Below are 20,470 nucleotides of genomic sequence, written 5' to 3' on the forward strand. Positions count from 1 at the left end.
GTTAACATCAGTGTGTTATTAAATGTTACTTTAAGTGCTGATTGCCATCGCTTTATGCAGGTATTTTAGCACTTATGATTAAATACCTTTTTATTTTAATAAACTCCATCACTTTATTTCTTTATAGTTTGTTTGGTGGAGATAACCCAATTACGATTTCAAATAACATCCCTAAATTTTTAAAACCAGGCGATGAAGTGAGCATTGAACTCAAAGTTACTAAAGGCGCAATGGGCGGTTTTGCCAAACTTCAACTAGATTTACCGGAGGGATTATCTGTAAAAGAAGAGGATAGCAAAGGTGCGAATTTTAATTATTCCGACGGCTTAGCCAAATGGGTTTGGTCTAATTTACCAAGTGAAGATGAAATAATAGTAAAGTGCAAATTGGTAGCGTCATCTTCGTTTAGTGGATTAAAAACGATAGGAGGAAAATACTCTTATGTTGAAAATAACGGTAAGAAAGTGGTTGAGATGCCTCCGGTAGAAATATCATCCGAAGCAGGAATGGCATCAAACGAAACCGGAAACACAAATAATAGCGGAGAGCCTAAAAATGAAACAACAAACACAACACCAACTATAACCAATACTGATAACTCCAACGATTCTAATGCAGAACCGGAGGGGGAAATTGCTATAAAAAGAACGATAACACCAGGTGCCAACGAAGGAGAATATATTATCGATTTAAAAATAAACAAACTAATGACCAAAGGATTCGCCAGATACAGCGATGACTTACCGGCTGAAGTAAGCGCTAAATCTGTAATTACAGAAGGAGCTTCTTTTTCTGTTTCTGACGGAAAACTAAAATTTGTTTGGGTGGCTGTACCCTTAAAAGAAATACTTGAAATTTCTTACACCATTAGTGGTGTGAAAAAAACTTTGACTTTAAATGGCGAGTATTCTTATTTGGAACAAAATCAAAGTAAATCTTTTAATTTAAAACCAGAACAAATAATCATCGAAGGAAGTACAGATGCAGGGCATGTAGCCGTAAATACTCCAACAAAATCGGAAGAGCCAACACCACCAAATAACAATGAAAACAATAACGAAACCGCAAATACAACGCCTACCGTTAATACTACGCCAACAGTAGCAAGTACAGTAACTGAGAATAATGAAAATAATAATACCGGTACTCCAACAAACACAGAAGTTGCGGTAACACCTCCTGATAATTCTTCCAACGAAAAGCTGCCTAAAAATGAAGGTAATATTAATTACATGGTACAGATAGGGGCTTTTACCAATTCGGCTGTAAATGCCAAAAAACTTTCTTCAAAATTTAATATTGATGAAAAAATTCAAAGTGAAATGGCAGGAGGGTATTCCAAATTTATGATTGGCAATCACGGGGAGTATAAAAATGCGCGGGATCATCGTGAGAAGGTTAGGTCAGTTAACAGAGTTTCATCGGCATTTGTAGTGGCTTACAATACCGGAAAAAGAATAACAGTTCAAGAAGCATTAATGATCAGTAACCAAAAATGGTTTAGATAATATTTTTGCTTATCTTTACGTAATTGGGCACAATGAAGAAACTAATTTCTTTCATTCTTATTTTAGTTTCTGTGGCTGTAAAAGGGCAAACAGATTCTTCGGCATTGGATAAATTAACGCCAGAAGAACTTTTGCAGTATTATATTAATGAACCCGAACCTCCCTCAACCTTCAAAGGACCCGAAAAAGTAGGCGATTCTCTTTTCGAAAATTTAAATACACAAGTTGTACCAACTGAAACTGTACATGCCAATGCATTATTTAGAGAAGGGCAGGAACAGAATGAAAGAAATGCTTTTTTATTAGATTCAGTTAACCGTGCTGATTTTAAAATGAAACCTAAAATCGGACTCGGATTTGGTCGCTTGGCTTTTTATGGAGATTTATACGATAAAAGATTTCAATCGCCCCTTACGGCACGGATGGCTTATGATTTAAACGTATCGCAACGTTTAACCAGATATTTGCAATTGAATTTTAATGTGATGTTCGGAAAGTTAGGCGCAAATGAATATAAAAATAATCGACAAGAAAATTTTCAATCCGAAATAAGATCAGGTGGAGTTAATTTATTGTATGATTTCGGGAATTTTATGCCCGACAGATATAAGCTAAGACCATTTATTAGTTTAGGAGTGATTGGATTTGAATTTTTAAGCAAAACCGACTTAATGGATAAAGATGGAAATACTTATCATTATTGGAGTGACGGAAGCATAAAAAATATGGCGGAAAATGCTCCCGGTGCTCAGTTTGCCAAAGATATATATAGGGATTATACATACGAAACAGATGTAAGAGAACGGAATATTGATGGATTTGGACAATATCGCGAATCGGCTTTTGCTTTTCCGATTAGTGCCGGATTTATTGCTAAGGTAACCGACAGAGTGGATATGAAAGTGAATTTCTCCTTGTATATAAGTACAACAGATTATATTGATGGTGTAACCAATAACAGCGTGGGCGAGAGAAGTGGGAATAAGCAAAAGGATAATTTTACATACACCTCATTTGGATTACAGTATGATTTAATTGCAAAAACAAAAGAGAAAAAGAAATTAGCTAAAGACACGCTGAATTCGGCATTCTGGTTAGCCATGGATAATGAAGACCGTGATAAAGATGGCGTAACTGATTTAAAAGATGATTGTCAAGGTACACCGGAAGGCGTGAAAGTAGATGATAAAGGTTGTCCGTTGGATGATGATAAAGATGGTATACCGAATTTCAGAGATGATGAATTAGCAACTGCATTAGGAGTTCCGGTAAATGAAAAAGGGGTAGGGCAAACCGATGATTACTGGCAGGCCTGGTATAATGATTATATGAATGATAGCTTAGGGGCTGATGTTGAGGTAGAATATGTGGGTAATGTTTTAGCCTTAGATCAGAAAAAGAATTTACTCGATTTGAAAAAAGATTTGTACACGGTTGAGTTGGCCCGTTATGAAGGAACAATACCAAGTGATGAAATGGCCATGTTATTGAGCATTGGCGATATTAAATCGATTACATTAGATAATGGAACTACTGTTGTTTACACCGCCGGTGAATACAAAAAAATAAAAACCGCTATAAAACGCAGAGATGAATTTAAAAATGAAGGATTAAAAGATGCGGGCATTTCAAAAATAAAAGGTAAAAAAATTACTCGTTTAACAGAGGAAGAAATAGAAGCCATTCTCAATAAACAAAATGCTAATGAATTAAAGGCAAACGGCGAAAATACTTTAGCAATAAATTCCGGAACAGGATCAGTAGAAAACGGCACAGTTGTTGCCAATACAAACACTGCTACAGCCGGCACAAACACTTTAACTGAAGTTGACCCGAATGATGAGGTGTATAACCGGTCTGATATTATTTACCGCGTGCAATTGGGAGCATTTAGACAAAGAATTTCCACTTCGGTATTCAACACAAATGCCGGTGTGTTAGAATTGAAAACAAGTGATAACACTTATCGTTATGTTACTAAAGGTTATAAAACCATACAAGAAGCCGCAGCTGTTCGCGCTGATTTAGTAATTCAAGGGTATAGCGATGCCTTTGTAACTGCATACCAAGATGGTAAACGTATTCCGATGAATAAAACAAAAGCTACTGTTGAAAAATCATATAAGGAAGATATGAACGAAGAAAAAATGTTTAGCTCGGTAGATAAAAAATTAGTGGTGTTTAGAATACAATTGGGGACTCCTAAAAAAGCGTTCGCTGAAAAATCCATGGATGAACGCGTAAAAGACATTACCGGAATACAAAAGCAAACCACCAATACCGGAACTATTCGTTATGTGGTAGGAGAGTATAATGGCATGGACTCAGCAGAAAAATCCAGAAAAGATTTAGAATCCAAAGGTTTTGCCGATGCTTTTATTATTGCAACATTTAAAGGTAACATCATTTCTATTCAGGAAGCGATGGAGTTGTTGAAGTAAGAATTGTATCTGCAACTCAGTTGTATTTCATTGATTTAACTAAGTAAGTTTCAAATCAAGTTATGATTATTAAGTTTCAATAACATTTGAATCGTGATATTGTATTTATAAAGAATATTTGAAACTAAAATAAAACAGATTAGCATATATTAAAAAACGAGTAAGGGAAAAATCCTGTGTTAATACAAGATTAATTCCCTCACTCGTTGATGCTTTCTAACATGAAAAAAAAGCAATTTTATTTTGGTGTTATTTTCCCTTTTTAGGTTTTTTATTTTCAATATGAATATTGCCATTGTTAATGTTTACGTTGGCATCTTCTGATTTAATATTAATGCCGTTCTCATCAATCTTCACATTGGCATTTTTTACATCCACCTTCACGTTTCCGTTTTTGTGATCTACTTCTACACTTTCATCATTATCGTCATCGTCGTCATCATTTTTCCTGGATGATTTTTCTTTTTCCAATCCATCACAATCTATACAAGCTAATCCATCTTTGGTCATGATCCATCTTCTGCCCACCATTTCTCTGTCGTATGTATTTGAAAGATTCTCTACGTCATATATAAATGAGGCCAAAGAATTATCTAAATAAATTACTTTATTACGAGGAACTTTTAGAGTAATTTTTACTTGTTGTACTCTAAATTTTTCATTGGGGTTTACAGTAAACAACTCATCAAATACCAGCAAACTATCTTGTTGTTCAAAATTGTATTTTATGGCTTTGGCATTATCTGCCGCAATTTCGCGTGTTTCACCTCTCGATTTTTTAACCACAATCATTTCAAACTGATCGCCCGAGGCAGGCACGATATTTAATTCGGCATGACCAACAATTTGATTTCCGTTTTGATTTTTCCCAATATAATATGAATTATCACTATTGGCAATTACCACATGTCTTTTATTAAAATATCTTTTTCTTTTTTCTGACTCTTCAGTTATTTGTAAATCTGAACGCAATTTTTGATTGTCGTTTAAGGTTAAATACAGGGTATCTTTTTGAACAAGGGAATATTGGTCTTTTATTTTTCCATCAGAAGAGAATTCTTTTCCGGTGGTTACGCCAATATATATTACAATGAAAAGTCCGATTAACCATACCACACCCATGCCTAAATTTAACCATCTGTTTTTGTAGCGGATTTTTAGCAATAATTTAATTCCTCCATATATAATTCCTAAAATCGGAATAGCAAATAATAGAATCACGCCTATTTTTCCGAGTGTATAGTGACTTCTTTCCAGGAAAATTAAATTAATCCAATCATTAAATTCGGTATTAGATCCCGCAATTGAGAATCCGAAAATGCTGGTTAATAAAGAGAACATGAAAATTAATCCAAAAATAACAAGCACCAAACCAACCAAGCGGGCAAATACTCTGCCGAAAAGAAACATAAACTCTTTAATAAAATCGCCCAATTTGTCAAAGAAGTTACGATTGTTGTTTTTGAATGAAGAACCGGAATCCTTCAAATCATTACCGTATTTTTCCATTCGTTTTTTTAGCTGTTCGGCTTCTTCCTTTACGGTTTTACTGATATTATTAATATCAATTTTTTCGCCACGCATGGCTAATTTATCGGCAGTAGTTTTAGCCTCCGGAATTACAATCCATAATATTATGTAAACCCATAAACTAACGCCGCCAAAAAATATTAACAAGAACATGGCTAAACGTATCCAAATCAAATCCACATCAAAGTAAGCCGCAATACCTGAACAAACACCACCGATGGCTTTGTTATCCGGATCTCTGAACATTCTCTTTTTAGTTTGTTCAAAAGATTGATTAGCTTCTTCTTGATTCTCGGATTCAGAATTAGGATTTTCATCAATAAATTCTTCGGGTTTTCCCATTACCTCAATAACGGAATCTACATCCTGCATTAAAACAACTTGTTTGGTTGCATTTGTTTTTCCCTGTAACATTTCGGCAATACGGGCTTCAATGTCGCCCATAATTTCATTACCTCCGTCGGTTTTGCTAAAGTATCCTTTAATGGTACTTAAATATTTGCTCAATTTTTCAAACGCATCCTCTTCGATATGAAAAATTATTCCGCTGATGTTAATGGTTACTGTTTTATTCATTTTATTTTTATTTAATATTTTTACTTACTTACTTACTTATTTATTAATTGTTTTTTCTACGGCGTGTACCAGTTCGTTCCAGCTTACCTGCAACTCTTTTAAGTATTGTTCGCCAATTTCGGTTAGTTTATAATATTTACGAGGTGGCCCGCTATTACTTTCTTCCCAACGGTACGCCAGTAGGCCGGTGTTTTTTAATCGGGTTAATAAAGGATAAAGTGTGCCCTCCACAATTACAAGCTTGGTATCCTTTAATCGCTCAATAATTTCTGTGGGATAAGCATCACCTTTAGAAAGTATGGAGAGTATACAAAGCTCCAATACGCCTTTCCTCATTTGTGCTTTTGTGTTTTCTGAGTTAATCATTTGAATTTTTTGTTTTTATGTTATTAATTTAATAATTGCTATTAGGTTATGTTTACTAGTATGTGATACAAATATAAGGCTATAAAAAGGTACTATGCAACACAAGGTACTAAAAAATATGTGAAAATTTTGTAAAGTATTGAATATCAATACATAAAATTTATCCTAAAGGATAAAAAAAAACTTATCTTTGCATAAACTTCCATTAAAATGTACGATTGGTCGGCCGATTTTACGGCTCTCTGCACAGTTCAAGGTATAATTACATTATTTACTTTATCAATTCTTGAAATAATATTGGGTATAGATAATATTATTTTTATTTCCATTGCTGTAAATAAATTACCACACGCTATGCAAGCAAAAGCAAGAACCTTTGGATTATTGGTGGCTTTGCTTGTGCGCTCAGTTCTTCTATTTTTTGTGGGATGGATTGCCGGCTTACGAGATGCTTTGTTTCACATAGGACCGTACGGTGTAAGCGGAAAAGGATTGATACTGGCCGGCGGAGGAATATTTTTATTGATTAAAACCTGGAAGGAAATACAGGAAAAAATTAATACCGATCATGATGAAATAGAATCGCATAAAGGACCAAAGCACACCGTTATGGCCGTAATTTTGCAAATAGTTGTAATCGATTTTATTTTCAGTTTTGATAGTATTTTAGCTGCAGTGGGTGTAAGTGGGGTAGTGTTAATAATGATAGGAGGAGTGGTAATAAGTATGTTATTGATGATATTATTTAGTGGGGTGGTTGCTGATTTTATAAATAAAAATCAAGGAATAAAAATGATTGCTTTGGCATTTTTGTTAGTGATAGGAGGTATATTATTGGCAGAAGGATTAATTGATTCGTATAATTTTTCAGTGCCGCATGATAAACATATAGAGTTGAACAAAAACTACGCTTATATAGCTTTAGCTTTCGCCTTGCTGATTGAGATGTTTAACATGAAAGAGAAGCGGATTAAGCGGAAGAAGGATCTAAATTTGTAACTAAGCTTTCTTGACCTTCAGCGTCAAGTTCTTCCAGGTATTTTTGGTGATTGGTGTAATTATAATAATACATAATTACGAAAAGAGGGAAGCCATTTAAAAAATAATGTCCTTGCCGGAAAAGATTTAATAAAATCATAATGAGTAATGAGTTGCTGATGAGCCAGTGAATACTTTCATTGTCGGGGTTGCGCTTCACATAACATTTAAATACAATAATTAAAAAAACGGTAACTCCAAAAATTCCGGTTTCGGAGATCAAACGTAATAACATGGAATTAGCATCGGCAGAATTTTGATCAAATCCTCTTACCTTAATGTCTTTGGCAATAGAATATTGTTCGTAGGCAATTGGATGTGAGCCTAACCCTGTGCCAAAAACAAAATTAGTTTTAAAATTTTCGGTGGCAACATGATAGTTGTTGTATAAGATAAAAGAAGACCCGTGTGTTTTTCCTAGCACAAATTTACCATCATTAAATAAATCATATAAGCTTTCAAAACGATTTCTAAAATCGGGTAAATTTTCGTACATCACATTAAAGATGAGAATACCAACAGGAATAAAAATAAAAATATAGCGTACAAAACCGTAACTGATGGCCAGAAATAAAACTGTTAATAAAATTCCTGCTTGCCCTAATCCCGAAAAAGAAAGTAAATAGGCTAGAATAATTACCACACTTTGAAATTTACTTAAGTAAAAATTCTTTTTGCGAATTAAATTATGTAAGGATACAAAGAAGGCTGCAGAAAGAACAGCTGCCAAGTAAGTTGGTTCACCAAAAATGGAATTGATGCGAATTCCGAAATTCCCACCGGTAGCTATACCCCATTTATTAAACAGCCAACGGTAATTATAACCCGGTTCGAATTTTAAAATATAGGAAACAAATTGAAAAACACCGATTAATGCCGCAATATAACATCCTTTCAAATACCATTTAAATAATTGTTCAATATCAAATTTAAACTCTTCAACCACGCAGTGATAAAATACGTAAGAGATAAACATTCCGGCAAATACTTTAAAAAATAGTGCCGCGGTGTTATTATCCAACAAAATATTATATAAACCGGATATGAATAAAACAGTAAATATTAAAAGTATTTGTCGATTAATTCCATATTTTCCCAGATAGCTGGGTAGCAGAATAATGAAAATAAAGTAGCCTAAGTAAAACTCAAAGGGTTGTTGGATTAATACAATGGAGTTGATGAAAACAGAAATGAATATAAATATCACGATCCACATACTATGAGTATATTTACCAGAATCGGTAATTATTTCATTTTTCAACTGCATTAATTGGTACTAGTAATTTTTATACAATTAAATGCCCGTTTATAGATTGATAATTTCATTTTATTTTTATTCAAGCTTGAGGAACAATCAATTTATTTTCAAGCAATGGTTTTAATTCCGATAGTAGATAATAGAGTATTAAAGGTGCTAAAAGATAAAAATAGCGACCATTATTATTCCCAAAAGTGGCGGCAAAACTCAAAAGCGTTATTTGCAGTAAAGCTATAAGCGAAACATAAAGGTGATGTTTAAGAATTGTTTGTTTGAAATAATACTTATAAGCTAATATGAAAAGGTAAATAAAAAATAAATTCATAGTCATCAAACTTTGACGAATCATAGGTATTATTTCTATATGATTATCGAGTAAACTTGAAAATAAAAAAGTGGGAGAGGTTTGATGACTCCAGTGGTGTGTATGAAATATTGTTTTTCTTAGAACATAATATAGGATAAAACAAGATATATTGATTAACAATACAAAAAGGTAATATTTTTCGCGTTTATACTTGATAAAATCCATAAATGCAATAACCATAAAAGCCAAAAAATAATATTCACGTTGGAAAATCAAAAGTATAAATAGCGGAATTAACCAATAACTTTTTTTGATGTAAAAAAACAAAATCCAGGTAAAAATCAGAACGGACAAGGCGTCAGGTCCGGGCATCATCAAATAAAAGAGCGACCCAAATCCTAATGTATATAGTGTGCCGGCAATAAAGGATAGTACTTGGCCAAATCCTAGTTTAACAAAAATGATAAATAGCGAAAAAGCTGTAAGTGTAATGCAAGCAAAATTGAAAAGAATATTATTGAAAAAGAAAGATTTATCTACTAACGGGAAAGCATCTATGGCGCATTCAGTATGATAATGTAAGCCGAGGCTTTGCATGCAGTGAATAATCGAAGCACTAATCAAACGCATATTAAAAGGAGATGGTACTTCATCAGACGTAAGATCAAAATACATTTTTAAATACCATTTCGCATCATCATATCCTTTTAAAAGTATTCCGAATTTATAAACGAAGTAAAAAATAGGAAATACCAAAAGTGCGTAGATGATAAGCACATGAATTTTTTTTCTTAGGAGTAATTGAATCATGTTTATTTATTAATAATTACTCTGGCGAGTAATGAAGTTCCGTGAATGGGTGCAGGTAAGAGTAAATATTCTATATAAAAAAATAATGCTATTAAACGATGTATGAATTTGGAAAAAGTGCCAATAGGAGCCTTGATACTTTCACTTCTTTTTCCTTTTGTATTTAACAGGGCTTTGGCGGGAATGTAAAGTGAATGGAAAAAATAGGAAATAGTTATAGCGCATGTTTTGAGTCCGGAGAATTCTGAAATTAAGGTTTTACTGTCATATCTTCTGAAATGACCATTGAAAATGTCATAATTAGAAAAAAGTTCTTGTCTAGCAGGTACAGTTATAATTATTTGTTTCAACGAAGGAAATTTCTCATTTAGTTTTAGGATGAAACTATTTGGATTTTCTAAATGTTCAATAACATCCAGCAACATAATGGTATCTATAAGATTGCATTTATCAGCTGAAAGTTTAAATACATCTGTTCCGCACATAACATTTTCTTTTACGGAGTTCATTGGTTTAATATCAGCTAATTCAACTCCACTAATATTATATCCCGAAATACGTAAAAAATTAACTACAACACCCTTCCCACAACCAATTTCAAGAATATTTTTATTTTCGCTTTTACTTAAAACATGTTTTAAAATTAAGTTTCTGGCATGTGTCCAATAATGATTTTCTATTCCTTCGGGATAGATTGCATCAAATTGTTCTTTATTGAATTCAGTTCCCATGTTCAATTTTATGCTCAATAATAAATCTCGGACGTTGCTTAACCTCTTGATAAATTTTACCTATATATTCACCAATAATTCCTAAGCAAATCATATTCATGCCTGAAAAAGTTAAATTGAGCAGGAGGGAGGAAGCCCAGCCTTTAATGGTGTGTCCGTAAAGAATAGAAAATAATACCCAAATTCCAACAGCAATAGAGGCTAAGAACATAAAAATACCTATATAAAAAATTATTCTTAATGGGGTTGTACTAAAAGAGGTTATTCCTTTCCAGGCAAAACTCATCATTTTTCTAAATGGATATTTTGTTTCTCCGGCAATTCTCGCACTTCTACTATAATACACGCAACTAGATTGAAATCCTAGCAATGGTATAATACCTCTTAAAAAGAGAGAAACTTCATTGAATTTTTCTAAATGCTCGACAGTATCGCTTGCAATTAATCGAAAGTCGGCATGATTATAAACTGTTTTTATTTTCATGAAGCTCATTAAACGATAGAATGATTGAGCTGTAAATCTTTTAAATATTGTATCGCTATCTCTGTTTTCACGCACACCATAAACTATTTTACTACCCTCATTGTATTGTGAAACCATTTTTTCAATTACCGTGATATCATCTTGTAAATCGGCATCAATGGTAATCATACAATCTGCATATTTTTTTTCTGTGAATAGTCCGGCAATTAAAGCATTTTGATGACCGAAATTGGTTGATAATTTAATTCCTTTAAAAAGAGAATTTGCTTTAACGTATTCCTGAATCAATTTCCAAGTTCGATCTCGGCTACCATCATCTACATAACAAACATAACTCTCCATTGAAATAATATTTCGTGCCATGAGTTCTTTCAAATAATCTGAAAGTTTTTGACAGGTATGCCCAATTATTTCTTGTTCATTATAACAGGGAACAATGATTGCTATTTTTATTGGTTTATTCATTTACACGGATTGAATTATAAATTATTTGATAATAAAATTGGAATGCAAGTTTCATTTTATTGATTCTATTGCAACTGCATTTTCAAATCTCGTTGAATCCTCCACCAATTTAAATGCGTTTTCTTGGGAGTCATTAAACGAAGCCTTGCGGATGTTTTTAAATCCGACTTTTTCTAATTCCATTGCTAAAGAATCTTTATCCCACATCCATAAATGATGCGCATTACTAAAATGATTTTTAACAATGGCTTTTAATCCTTTTTCCCGTTTTTCATGACCTAACAGTGTCCAATTCATAAAAGTAATACTGGCGTCTAGTTCACGGTTTGCTTTTTTCTCTAAATATGTTTTGGCAATATATTCCAAATCGGGTAAAACACATCTAAAAATTCCGCCGGGCTTCAATACATGATATGAGTTTTTTAATGCAATTCTGAAATCTTCTAAGGATAAGTGTTCTAATACATGAGAACAGTATAATGAATCACAACTGTTAGCAGCAAGCGGTAAACCTTTAATGATATCTCCGTACTTAATGTTTTCCGGAAACTTCACACTTGAGAAGGAATAAAAAAGCTTTCCAATTAAGGGTATTCGCTGTAATTGTAAGGTAGGTGAACTATCAAAATTTACCCATTCTTTTGGACCTGATAAACCACAGCCATATTGTGCATGTACTTTCGACATTTTAATTTAGTTCTATTTCGGTTAACTTCTTGTATTCAGAATGGAAGGATTTCTTTGTAAAATATTGATGTGCCAATTTATTCGATATTTGTTTATTGGTTCTTTTGAAATCCATTTTTTGATTGGGCTTATAAATAAATCCACAATTATGTTGCACAACAAAGTCACTGTAATCTCCTAGGTTAGGAGAAATAATTACTTGTAATCCACAGGATAGGTATTCAGCAAATTTAACGGGAGAAGCCACGCTATTGGTTATAGAATTCCCTCGAATTAATAGTCCGTAATCAGCTGCCAATAAATATTTATACACATGATTGGGCTCAACAAAATAGTGTTGAATTTTTACTTGATTTTTTTTTAATTCGTGAATAATTTCATGATCCGGACATAGAAAGAGGAATTTCGCATTCGGGTTTTCTTGCGATAACTTTAGTATTATTTCTTTTAAATTAGATAGAGATTGCCAGCCGGCACTTGAACCTGCGTAAATAAACACAATGTCAGTCTCGAGGAAATTTAATTCTTTTCTTAAAGATTCAATATTTTTTGAATCAATTAATAAATTTTCGTATTGCGCTTCTATTGTGCAAGGTATTACCAGATGCTCTTTACTGCTGTAATTATAGGTTTTCGACCAATGTTGAATTAGCTTTTTGGAAACCGCTATCCTGAATTTACTTTTGAGAATTGCATTTTTTTCTAACTCATATATTTCGGCTAACATTTCAGGTTGAACTACCACTTTATATTCCTTCCATTCCTCTGTTATCGCACCGCGTCCGTCATATATAACATGGTATTTATGCCTAAGGTTTTGAGAACGGAGAGCAAGATTAGTAGCTATTACACTACGACCAATTATAATATTGGGTTTGTATTTACGAATGAAATAATTCAATAGGGATTTATTTTTTTTCCAATTCACTATGCCGGGAAACATTGGTAAGACAATGCTATCACTTAATTCGGCTTTGATTTTATTTTTATTAACTGAGAAATTTCTGATTGAGATAAAAGCAATTAATTTAATTTTTTGATTAAGTTCATTTCTTATAAATTTTATTACATCAATTACCTGGCTTCTGTAAATTCCTGAAGGACTATCGTTAAACGTCAGATAAAAGATCATTTTTGTTTGGATATTACCTGAAAAATTCTTTCGGTAGCATGACCATCCCATAAATTCGGAATTTGACCTTTTTTGTATTGACCATTTTCAATTTCGGCAATTTTATTGGTAATAGATTCTAAATTAAATTCCAATAATGTATTTGTTCCAATATCACAAGTTACGGGTCTTTCGGTGTTATTTCTTAGGGTTAAGCATGGTATTTGTAAAAAGGTAGATTCTTCCTGAATCCCTCCGCTATCGGTTATAATAAAATAACTGTCTTTGATGAGTTTTTGAAAAGCAAAATAATCTAATGGTTCGGTAATAATTAAATTCTTATTTTGAATTAACTGTTCATATAATCCATATTTTTTTAAACTTGCCGTTGTTCGAGGATGAATTGGGAAAATTATTTTATAATTTACACTATTAAAAACTTCTATTAATTTGAGTAAACCTTCTTGGGTATCCACAGTTGCAGGACGGTGTAGAGTACTAAGAATATATTTCTTAGATTGAAGATTCAGTTTTTTTAGTATATCACTTTGTTCAATTTGCTTTTCAAACTTAACTAAGGTATCAATCATGGTATTCCCTACATAATGAATTTTATCGGAAGGTATATTTTCGTTTTTAAGATTTAGAATTCCGGAGGGTTCAGTAACGAAGAATAAATTGCTTAGTTTGTCGGTAACGATTCTGTTGTGTTCTTCGGGCATGCTTTCATCAAAACTTCTGAGTCCGCTTTCTATGTGTCCGAGTTTAATATTCATTTTGTTGGCAGTTAATGCAGCCGCTAAAGTAGAGTTCACATCGCCTACTGCTAAAATCAAATCGGGTTTAAATTGCGTGAGTATCAATTCTTCCAGTTTGATTAAAATTTCTGCAATTTGATTTATCGGACTTCCGCTGTTTACTTTTAAGAAATAATCAGGAACTAACTCAAATTGCTCAAAAAAAACATCAGCCATATTATTATCGTAGTGTTGACCGGTGTGTGCAATTTTTATTTCAATACTAGGATAGGTATTTGCTACTTCTTTAAAGCGAGTGACTTTAATAAAATTTGGACGAGTACCAATAACAGTTAAAATTTTCATTTGTAAATTCAATAAATTAATCTACTTGCCCTAAGCATTGATGATTGAAGCACGTGAGTTAATTATGGATTGATATAAGTTTTCTAATTTTTGAATGTGTGTAGAAAAACTAAAATGTTCGATTACTCGTTGACGATTATGCGGGCAAAGCGGCCAGTTAACAATTTCTTTAAAACCCTTTATATATTCCGATTTATTTTTTTCCTCACACAGTATTCCATTTACTCCTTGAACTATCATGTTAGGTATACCCGCATGTAAAGTAGATAAGATGGGTAATTCTAATGCCATTACTTCTAAAAGAACATTAGGCAATCCTTCCTGATCACCATTGTCGGCTGTTTCACTCATATGAACAAATGCGTTCACGCGGCAGCAGATTTCAATCATTTCCGAAGGAGAAACTGCACTTTGCATAGATACCTGTTTTTCTAAACCAAGTTTTTTTATTTGTAATGCTATACTTTCTTCAAGCGGACCAAATCCGGCCAGAATCATTTTATAATTATATCGATTATCCTGATTTAAAAATTCTTTAAAAGCTTCAAGCATTAAATGATGACCTTTTTTTGGATAAAAGGAAGAAACTTGTAAAAAAAGGAAATCATTTTTACTTCTATTGTCACCTGTTCTTTTATAAAAGTTGGTGTCAATACCACTGTGTAAAGTAATGGTTTTGTTTTTGGGAAAGGCCAGGCTGTTTACTTTATGTGTAAGCGAATCCGCAACGGCAATACTATATACTTTCTGATTATTTAACAAGGTGCGGTACTTTTTCAAAATAGCTTTATTCATGAATTTTTCTGTTACATCAAATCCATAAAAGGAGACTAAAACAGGAATTAATTTATTTGCGCCTTTCAAATTTGACGCTATTTTAAGGAAATCAGTGCCAAAGTGACAATGTATGAGATCTGGTTTGAATTCAGAAAGAACATTATTTAATTCTATAGAAAAAGATTTGTTTTTTAGGGTAAAATGTAGTTGAAGTTGCTCCAGCCACCAACGAAATTTATTAATGATTTTATTGTACCGGAAAGGAATTAATTTCATTTTTTTACGCTGATAAAGTTCCGGATTAATACGGTTGGAGTAACACAATATTAATTCGTGTTGTTCATCAATATGTTTCAATTCATTAGTTATAAACGTAACCGTTTTGCTGGCATAATTCTCGGTATATGCAAAAATTTTCATGATTTATTTAATTCCCAATTCTCCCAAACAAAGGGATATTGATAAGTTAAATGATGTGTTTTGCTTAATTCGTTATGTATTTTTTTATACCTGGATTCGTAGCCCGGATAAAAATCATGAAATTGAATTTGAAGATTATTGCATTTTTTTATAAAATTAATTTCTATCATTCTATCCAATAAATCATATTCAGCACCTTCTATATTAATTTTGATTAAATCAATCTGTTGCAGGTTATTTTCTTTTATAAAATCTTTAACATCAATAATTCTTATTTTCTCGTCTTTACCTTTTTTATGCTGAGAGGCTTTTCTGTTATAAGAGGATGCTTCTTCCATAACGGAAATGGTTAGCTCTTCATTTTTAGCTCCAAGGCCCTTTGGTATAATTTGTATATTTTTGTTTAGATGAAAAATGGTTTCCAAATAATTGTAGTAAAAAGAAACAGGTTCAAAAACTATTATTTTAGTTTGGTATCTGGAAAAAATTTGAGCCGCAAATTCTCCTTCATAACCTCCCACATCTAAAACCAATGAATTTTCATTTAAGGGATAGGTATATCGGAGTTTATTTTCTACTTTATCAGCATACCATTTTACTTTATTGATTTCAGAGGGCATGGCATTTTTCAGCTCCATGTCTTTTGCTTTGTTAAAGAAAAAGCGGTGCAGATGATAAAAAAGTGCCGAAAATTTATAAAGTAGCTTCACGATTGTAATATTTTTTTAAAACCTTATTAAAGTATTCCAATGAAGAGCTTTGAAACTCATGAAGTATTTCAAATTCCGATGAATTTTTAATTTCATATTTATTACCTCGGGGAACGATATTATAATTAGCTTTAATTCCTGTTAATTGCTCGAAAATATTGACCAATTCAATAATGGTTAAAGGGTTTGGGAATGTTAATTCATATATTTTATTGGTTAATATATTTCCCTCGATAGCTTTCGTTAAAACATTTACCACGTCTTCTATGTCAATAAAGTATCGAATTGTATTTTGATAAATGTCAAATTTATTTTGTTTTACAATGGCATTAAATATATAATTCGTAAGTGTGTTAGGATTATTAGACGGGCCTATTACATTGGGTAGGCGTATTATGGAGTACTGTTTAAAGTTATTTTTAATGTAAGATTCAATTTCAAGCTTATGATGAATATATAAGGAGTTAGTAAGTTCAGGATCATGTAAGCTGCAAGTACTGAAGTAAATAAACCGAGATGCTGTTTGCTTACAGTTTTCAACCATTTTTCTCTCTCTTTCAAATTCTTTAGAAGCTGTTTCTCGTGAATTGCTCACTCCTGAAGCAAATAGGGTTACAGAATCGTTCTTAGCTAAATTTTTAAAAGCCTGAGCCAACATTCCGTTTCCTACTACCATTTAATTAATTTTGTTTTGCGTTAAATACCACTTATTAAAGCTTTGCAGTCCTTCTTCTATTGCGGTTTTTGGATTATACTTAAGATATTTAGCGGAGTTATTAATATCGGCACATGTTGATCTTACATCTCCTTGTTGTTCCGGCAAGTAATTTAATATGGCTTTTTTGCCAATTATTTTTTCAATGTTTGTAACTAATTCTGCAAGAGAAATTTGTTTATTATTTCCCAGATTAAAGCACATAAAGTTTTCATTAAGTTCTTCAGAAAACAAGGCGCCTATTAGTCCATGTATAATATCATCTATGTACGTGTAATCTCTATATGTTTTACCATCGCCATAAAAATCAATGGCTTGATCATTATAAATTTTATGAAAGAATTTATGGATAGCTAAATCCGGTCTTTGTTTTGGTCCGTATACCGTAAAAAAACGTAAGGCAATAAATTGAATATTATATAAGTGGGCATAAACTTTACCAATAGATTCTGCAGAAATTTTGGAGGCTGCGTAAGGACTAATAGGCATCAATTCCGAATCTTCTTTCCAGGGGGAATTGGGATTTTTACCGTAAACACTACTCGAGGAGGCAAAGATAAAACGTTTAATTTTTTCTCGTTTAGCAAATTCAAGTAATTCAATTGTTCCAATGGCATTGGATTCGTAATATTTGTCAGGTATTTCTAAACTCGGTCTTACGCCGGCTCTTGCGGCTAAGTGTACAACGATATCGATGTGTTTAAATATTTTATTTTTATACAGTTCTTTATTGCAAATATCACCTTCTAGAAATGTGAAATTAGCTGATTGCATTAAATTATGGAGGTTACTTAATTTTGTTTCTTTTTTATAAAACGTATCGAAGTTATCTACTCCAAAAACAGAATGTCCCAATTCAACAAGTTTTTCAGCTAAACTGCTTCCTATAAATCCTGCAACCCCGGTAATTAAAATGTTCATGTTAAGTCTACTTTCACAATTAATTCTTGATCAAAAACTTTAAGTACCTTAAATGCATGTGTATTTAGAAATTTTTTTTCGTTAGGCGATAAATTTTTAGGCATGGTAATAATGAGTGTTACGGGCGATGAGTTTTTAAATTCATTACGCATAATTTTTTCGTAATCATCACAAGGTGTAGCAGCTGAATAATTGGTAACTAAACCTTCGGCTTTTTTATTTTTATGATGAATACTTACAATTTGGGCACTTAGATTTTCGGATTTAATAGTTTGAATTTCACGAAATGTCGCAATGGCTACTTTTTCATTCACCCATTCTGAGCCGCCACCATTTCCTTTTTTGGAAAGGAATTGATAATTGATAAATCCCCAATACAGTATGGCCCATACTAAAAAAATGGAGTAGGTGAGCTTGTACAATTTAAGGCTTTTATTGCCGACATTTTGATTTTCCGAATAGCCAATAAAATATAATACAATAATAATAAAATGCAGGTAAACAAAGTAACGTGTTGCGTAAACGAAAGTCCAAAGTGGTGGCATCCAAGATGGTCCAAAAGAATTATTTTCGGGTCCGGTAGTTAGTGATTGCATAGCAATAAATCCGGTAATTACTGCAAAGCTTACCAAAAATAACAGCGTTAATAAATAGTTTTTATTCGCCATATTTTTTTTGAAATTTTTTATCCAAGCCTTGAATTTAAGATTGGGAATAAAATTATTCAGAATCAAAGCCAGAAAGCCGAAAGAGATTAATAACAGTGAAATTCTATATGTAAGGATTAAAGCGGATAGATGGGGTAAGTGAAATTCAATGGGCCTGGTAAAAAGCAGGGCTTTAATTGGAAACGGATCAAACCATTTTAAGTGATTAAAAAATAAGTTACCATGAATTAGGTTACTTAAAAACCCTGTTCTTTCACTATTAAACGGATATATTTTATAAAAAATAAAAGTGAGAATTACAGAAATAGAAAGAATAGTTACACTTTGCCAAAGATGTTCCTTACGCTTTGAATATAGATAAACTACAAAAAAGAATAGTGGAAGAATAATTAGATTGGGTATACAGGCTAGTCTTACTGTAGCAGTTATAAAAGAAAGAATAGAAATAAGTAGTAAAGCTTTTAATCGAAATTGGGCCGCTCTAACTTCCCAAAAACTATGATAAATAATCCATAGGAAAAGAGAAGCCGTGAATAAATCAGTAGGACCCAAATAATAGAATGGAGAAGGATTGAATGCGAATAAAAGTAAAAATAGATTGATGTGGTAGTCTGAAACAGAGAAGTAGCGTAATAATTTAACAGATGCTATTAAAAATAAAAGTACTCCAATGCATTGAAATAGTATTTGAGAATAAATTAAATTACCGGTAAACCAGTTCAGCAGTACATAAATAAATGATGATCCAACAGGCCAGCCATTCATGGGCTGAGATTGAATTTGAGAAAGATTCTCTGCATTTACCCAATTAAGATTAAATTTTCCGGAGTTGTGGTAATTTTTTGCGGCTTCAAGTTGTATACTATAATCAGAAGTTAATATTGGATTGAAGCTGGCGCTTAAAATTCTTAAGAATATGGCAAGAACAAAAAATAAATAAAAGAATTTCGACTTTTTCAGCAGCTGAATCACGTTTTAAATCTAGAATTAAATAAAATTTGTTTTAACAACACTGATACCATTCCTAATCCAAATAAAATGAAAGTAACTAAAAGGCAGCCAACGCTTAAATAAAACGCACTTTTAATTTGCCAAACAAAACCTATGGCTAAACTTATCATGGATGATAAAAATGTACAAAAGCAAAATATCAAAAATATTTTTATTGGGTTGTAAAATAAAATGGCTTCAATAATATACTGTAATGTTCTGAGTGTATCTTTAAAAAGTTTAACGTGTGATTTTCCTACCCGTTTATGATATTCAATGGGAATGTATTTTACAAATTTTCCGGTCATCATATAAGCGAGTGTTACTGATGTGGTAAAACTAAACGTATCACATAGGGTATCAAAGTAATTCATGATTGTTTGTTTCGAAAATATTCTGAGCCCTGAATTAATGTCGTCGATTTTTCGGCCTGCCGTATATTCAACTAAAAATTTTAAAAGTTTTCTTAGAATTTTTTTCTTAAACGATTCATCATAGTTTTTACCTTGCCTTGCTCCAACCACCATATCAAATCCCTTTAAATATTCCTGATAAAGCTGAGGAATACTTTCGATGGGATAGGTTCCGTCACTATCGGTGATTACAATGATATCGTATTTGGCTGCGCTAATTCCATCTTTTAAGGAACGGCCATAACCGGCGTTATGTGGGTGAGTTAAAACAGTAATGCCTGTGCTTTTTGCAAGCTCGTATGTTTTGTCTTTTGAACAGTCATCAACAACAATTACTTCTCCTTCTGATCCAAAAAGTTCTGCTAAAACTTTTTTACATCTGTCGATTGTTTCGATAATTACATCTTGTTCATTATAAGCCGGAATAACGATGCTAATCAT

General features: G+C 32.4%; 18 protein-coding genes. 3 read left to right on the forward strand and 15 right to left on the reverse strand.

Annotated features, from left to right (window positions below; genetic code table 11):
• Nucleotides 1-74: 74 nt before the first annotated feature.
• Nucleotides 75-1,508, forward strand: coding sequence for a hypothetical protein (locus IPM51_02595; protein ID MBK9283186.1), 1,434 nt, complete (start codon nucleotides 75-77; stop codon nucleotides 1,506-1,508).
• 32 nt (nucleotides 1,509-1,540) lie between these two features.
• Nucleotides 1,541-3,949: a hypothetical protein gene (locus tag IPM51_02600; GenBank protein ID MBK9283187.1), complete on the forward strand. Its 2,409-nt coding sequence runs from the start codon at nucleotides 1,541-1,543 to the stop codon at nucleotides 3,947-3,949.
• A 249-nt stretch (nucleotides 3,950-4,198) separates the two neighbouring features.
• On the opposite strand, the gene IPM51_02605 is transcribed toward IPM51_02600, so the two are convergent.
• Nucleotides 4,199-6,055 (reverse strand): PspC domain-containing protein, encoded by a 1,857-nt coding sequence (locus IPM51_02605; GenBank protein ID MBK9283188.1) that lies wholly within the window; start codon nucleotides 6,053-6,055, stop codon nucleotides 4,199-4,201.
• Between the two features lie 36 nt (nucleotides 6,056-6,091).
• Entirely contained in the window at nucleotides 6,092-6,418 is a 327-nt protein-coding gene (locus IPM51_02610; protein MBK9283189.1) for a PadR family transcriptional regulator, read from the reverse strand.
• Nucleotides 6,419-6,631: 213 nt separating this feature from the next.
• Here IPM51_02610 and IPM51_02615 point away from each other — a divergent pair, with 213 nt between their 5' ends.
• A complete protein-coding gene (locus IPM51_02615; GenBank protein ID MBK9283190.1) occupies nucleotides 6,632-7,420 on the forward strand; it encodes a TerC family protein in 789 nt (262 codons plus the stop codon).
• Here the strand turns inward: IPM51_02615 and IPM51_02620 are convergent.
• The 13 genes from IPM51_02620 to IPM51_02680 all read right to left on the reverse strand — a co-directional run bounded on the left by IPM51_02620 (nucleotide 7,392) and on the right by IPM51_02680 (nucleotide 20,470).
• Nucleotides 7,392-8,675, reverse strand: coding sequence for a hypothetical protein (locus IPM51_02620; GenBank protein ID MBK9283191.1), 1,284 nt, complete (start codon nucleotides 8,673-8,675; stop codon nucleotides 7,392-7,394). The two genes, IPM51_02615 and IPM51_02620, sit on opposite strands and share 29 nt — an antisense overlap.
• Before the next feature lie 121 nt (nucleotides 8,676-8,796).
• Nucleotides 8,797-9,834 carry a hypothetical protein gene (locus IPM51_02625; GenBank protein ID MBK9283192.1) on the reverse strand — a complete coding sequence of 346 codons (1,038 nt, stop codon included), beginning with the start codon at nucleotides 9,832-9,834 and terminating at the stop codon, nucleotides 8,797-8,799.
• A 2-nt stretch (nucleotides 9,835-9,836) separates the two neighbouring features.
• Nucleotides 9,837-10,565 carry a methyltransferase domain-containing protein gene (locus tag IPM51_02630; protein MBK9283193.1) on the reverse strand — a complete coding sequence of 243 codons (729 nt, stop codon included), beginning with the start codon at nucleotides 10,563-10,565 and terminating at the stop codon, nucleotides 9,837-9,839.
• Nucleotides 10,555-11,514 carry a glycosyltransferase family 2 protein gene (locus IPM51_02635; GenBank protein ID MBK9283194.1) on the reverse strand — a complete coding sequence of 320 codons (960 nt, stop codon included), beginning with the start codon at nucleotides 11,512-11,514 and terminating at the stop codon, nucleotides 10,555-10,557. Before IPM51_02635 ends, IPM51_02630 begins: the two co-directional genes overlap by 11 nt.
• Before the next feature lie 51 nt (nucleotides 11,515-11,565).
• A complete protein-coding gene (locus tag IPM51_02640; GenBank protein ID MBK9283195.1) occupies nucleotides 11,566-12,201 on the reverse strand; it encodes a methyltransferase domain-containing protein in 636 nt (211 codons plus the stop codon).
• Between the two features lies 1 nt (nucleotide 12,202).
• Nucleotides 12,203-13,333 (reverse strand): hypothetical protein, encoded by a 1,131-nt coding sequence (locus IPM51_02645; protein ID MBK9283196.1) that lies wholly within the window; start codon nucleotides 13,331-13,333, stop codon nucleotides 12,203-12,205.
• The gene (wecB, locus tag IPM51_02650; protein MBK9283197.1) at nucleotides 13,330-14,415 is read right to left on the reverse strand and encodes a UDP-N-acetylglucosamine 2-epimerase (non-hydrolyzing); all 1,086 of its coding nucleotides are present in this window, start codon (nucleotides 14,413-14,415) and stop codon (nucleotides 13,330-13,332) included. The genes IPM51_02645 and wecB overlap by 4 nt, the downstream gene beginning before the upstream one ends.
• Before the next feature lie 30 nt (nucleotides 14,416-14,445).
• The gene (locus IPM51_02655; GenBank protein MBK9283198.1) at nucleotides 14,446-15,612 is read right to left on the reverse strand and encodes a glycosyltransferase family 4 protein; all 1,167 of its coding nucleotides are present in this window, start codon (nucleotides 15,610-15,612) and stop codon (nucleotides 14,446-14,448) included.
• Nucleotides 15,609-16,250 (reverse strand): FkbM family methyltransferase, encoded by a 642-nt coding sequence (locus tag IPM51_02660; protein MBK9283199.1) that lies wholly within the window; start codon nucleotides 16,248-16,250, stop codon nucleotides 15,609-15,611. The genes IPM51_02655 and IPM51_02660 overlap by 4 nt, the downstream gene beginning before the upstream one ends.
• Nucleotides 16,251-16,305: 55 nt before the next feature.
• Nucleotides 16,306-16,998: an NAD-dependent epimerase/dehydratase family protein gene (locus IPM51_02665; protein MBK9283200.1), complete on the reverse strand. Its 693-nt coding sequence runs from the start codon at nucleotides 16,996-16,998 to the stop codon at nucleotides 16,306-16,308.
• On the reverse strand, nucleotides 16,999-17,958 hold the full coding sequence (locus IPM51_02670) for a GDP-mannose 4,6-dehydratase (GenBank protein ID MBK9283201.1): 960 nt from the start codon (nucleotides 17,956-17,958) through the stop codon (nucleotides 16,999-17,001).
• Nucleotides 17,955-19,598, reverse strand: coding sequence for a hypothetical protein (locus IPM51_02675; GenBank protein MBK9283202.1), 1,644 nt, complete (start codon nucleotides 19,596-19,598; stop codon nucleotides 17,955-17,957). The genes IPM51_02670 and IPM51_02675 overlap by 4 nt, the downstream gene beginning before the upstream one ends.
• Nucleotides 19,595-20,470: a glycosyltransferase family 2 protein gene (locus IPM51_02680; GenBank protein MBK9283203.1), complete on the reverse strand. Its 876-nt coding sequence runs from the start codon at nucleotides 20,468-20,470 to the stop codon at nucleotides 19,595-19,597. Before IPM51_02680 ends, IPM51_02675 begins: the two co-directional genes overlap by 4 nt.

The sequence above is a fragment of the Sphingobacteriaceae bacterium genome, from assembly GCA_016715905.1.
GTDB lineage: Bacteria > Bacteroidota > Bacteroidia > B-17B0 > Aurantibacillaceae > Aurantibacillus.

What these genes read in the sequence shown, in the direction of transcription:
- IPM51_02595 (MBK9283186.1), top strand. Translation starts at nt 75, where the DNA reads ATGATTAAATACCTTTTTATTTTAATAAACTCCATCACTTTATTTCTT.
- IPM51_02600 (MBK9283187.1), top strand. Translation starts at nt 1,541, where the DNA reads ATGAAGAAACTAATTTCTTTCATTCTTATTTTAGTTTCTGTGGCTGTA.
- IPM51_02605 (MBK9283188.1), bottom strand. Translation starts at nt 6,055, where the DNA reads ATGAATAAAACAGTAACCATTAACATCAGCGGAATAATTTTTCATATC.
- IPM51_02615 (MBK9283190.1), top strand. Translation starts at nt 6,632, where the DNA reads ATGTACGATTGGTCGGCCGATTTTACGGCTCTCTGCACAGTTCAAGGT.
- IPM51_02620 (MBK9283191.1), bottom strand. Translation starts at nt 8,675, where the DNA reads ATGTGGATCGTGATATTTATATTCATTTCTGTTTTCATCAACTCCATT.
- IPM51_02625 (MBK9283192.1), bottom strand. Translation starts at nt 9,834, where the DNA reads ATGATTCAATTACTCCTAAGAAAAAAAATTCATGTGCTTATCATCTAC.
- IPM51_02630 (MBK9283193.1), bottom strand. Translation starts at nt 10,565, where the DNA reads ATGGGAACTGAATTCAATAAAGAACAATTTGATGCAATCTATCCCGAA.
- IPM51_02635 (MBK9283194.1), bottom strand. Translation starts at nt 11,514, where the DNA reads ATGAATAAACCAATAAAAATAGCAATCATTGTTCCCTGTTATAATGAA.
- IPM51_02640 (MBK9283195.1), bottom strand. Translation starts at nt 12,201, where the DNA reads ATGTCGAAAGTACATGCACAATATGGCTGTGGTTTATCAGGTCCAAAA.
- IPM51_02645 (MBK9283196.1), bottom strand. Translation starts at nt 13,333, where the DNA reads ATGATCTTTTATCTGACGTTTAACGATAGTCCTTCAGGAATTTACAGA.
- wecB (MBK9283197.1), bottom strand. Translation starts at nt 14,415, where the DNA reads ATGAAAATTTTAACTGTTATTGGTACTCGTCCAAATTTTATTAAAGTC.
- IPM51_02655 (MBK9283198.1), bottom strand. Translation starts at nt 15,612, where the DNA reads ATGAAAATTTTTGCATATACCGAGAATTATGCCAGCAAAACGGTTACG.
- IPM51_02660 (MBK9283199.1), bottom strand. Translation starts at nt 16,250, where the DNA reads ATGGAGCTGAAAAATGCCATGCCCTCTGAAATCAATAAAGTAAAATGG.
- IPM51_02665 (MBK9283200.1), bottom strand. Translation starts at nt 16,998, where the DNA reads ATGGTAGTAGGAAACGGAATGTTGGCTCAGGCTTTTAAAAATTTAGCT.
- IPM51_02670 (MBK9283201.1), bottom strand. Translation starts at nt 17,958, where the DNA reads ATGAACATTTTAATTACCGGGGTTGCAGGATTTATAGGAAGCAGTTTA.
- IPM51_02680 (MBK9283203.1), bottom strand. Translation starts at nt 20,470, where the DNA reads ATGATTAGCATCGTTATTCCGGCTTATAATGAACAAGATGTAATTATC.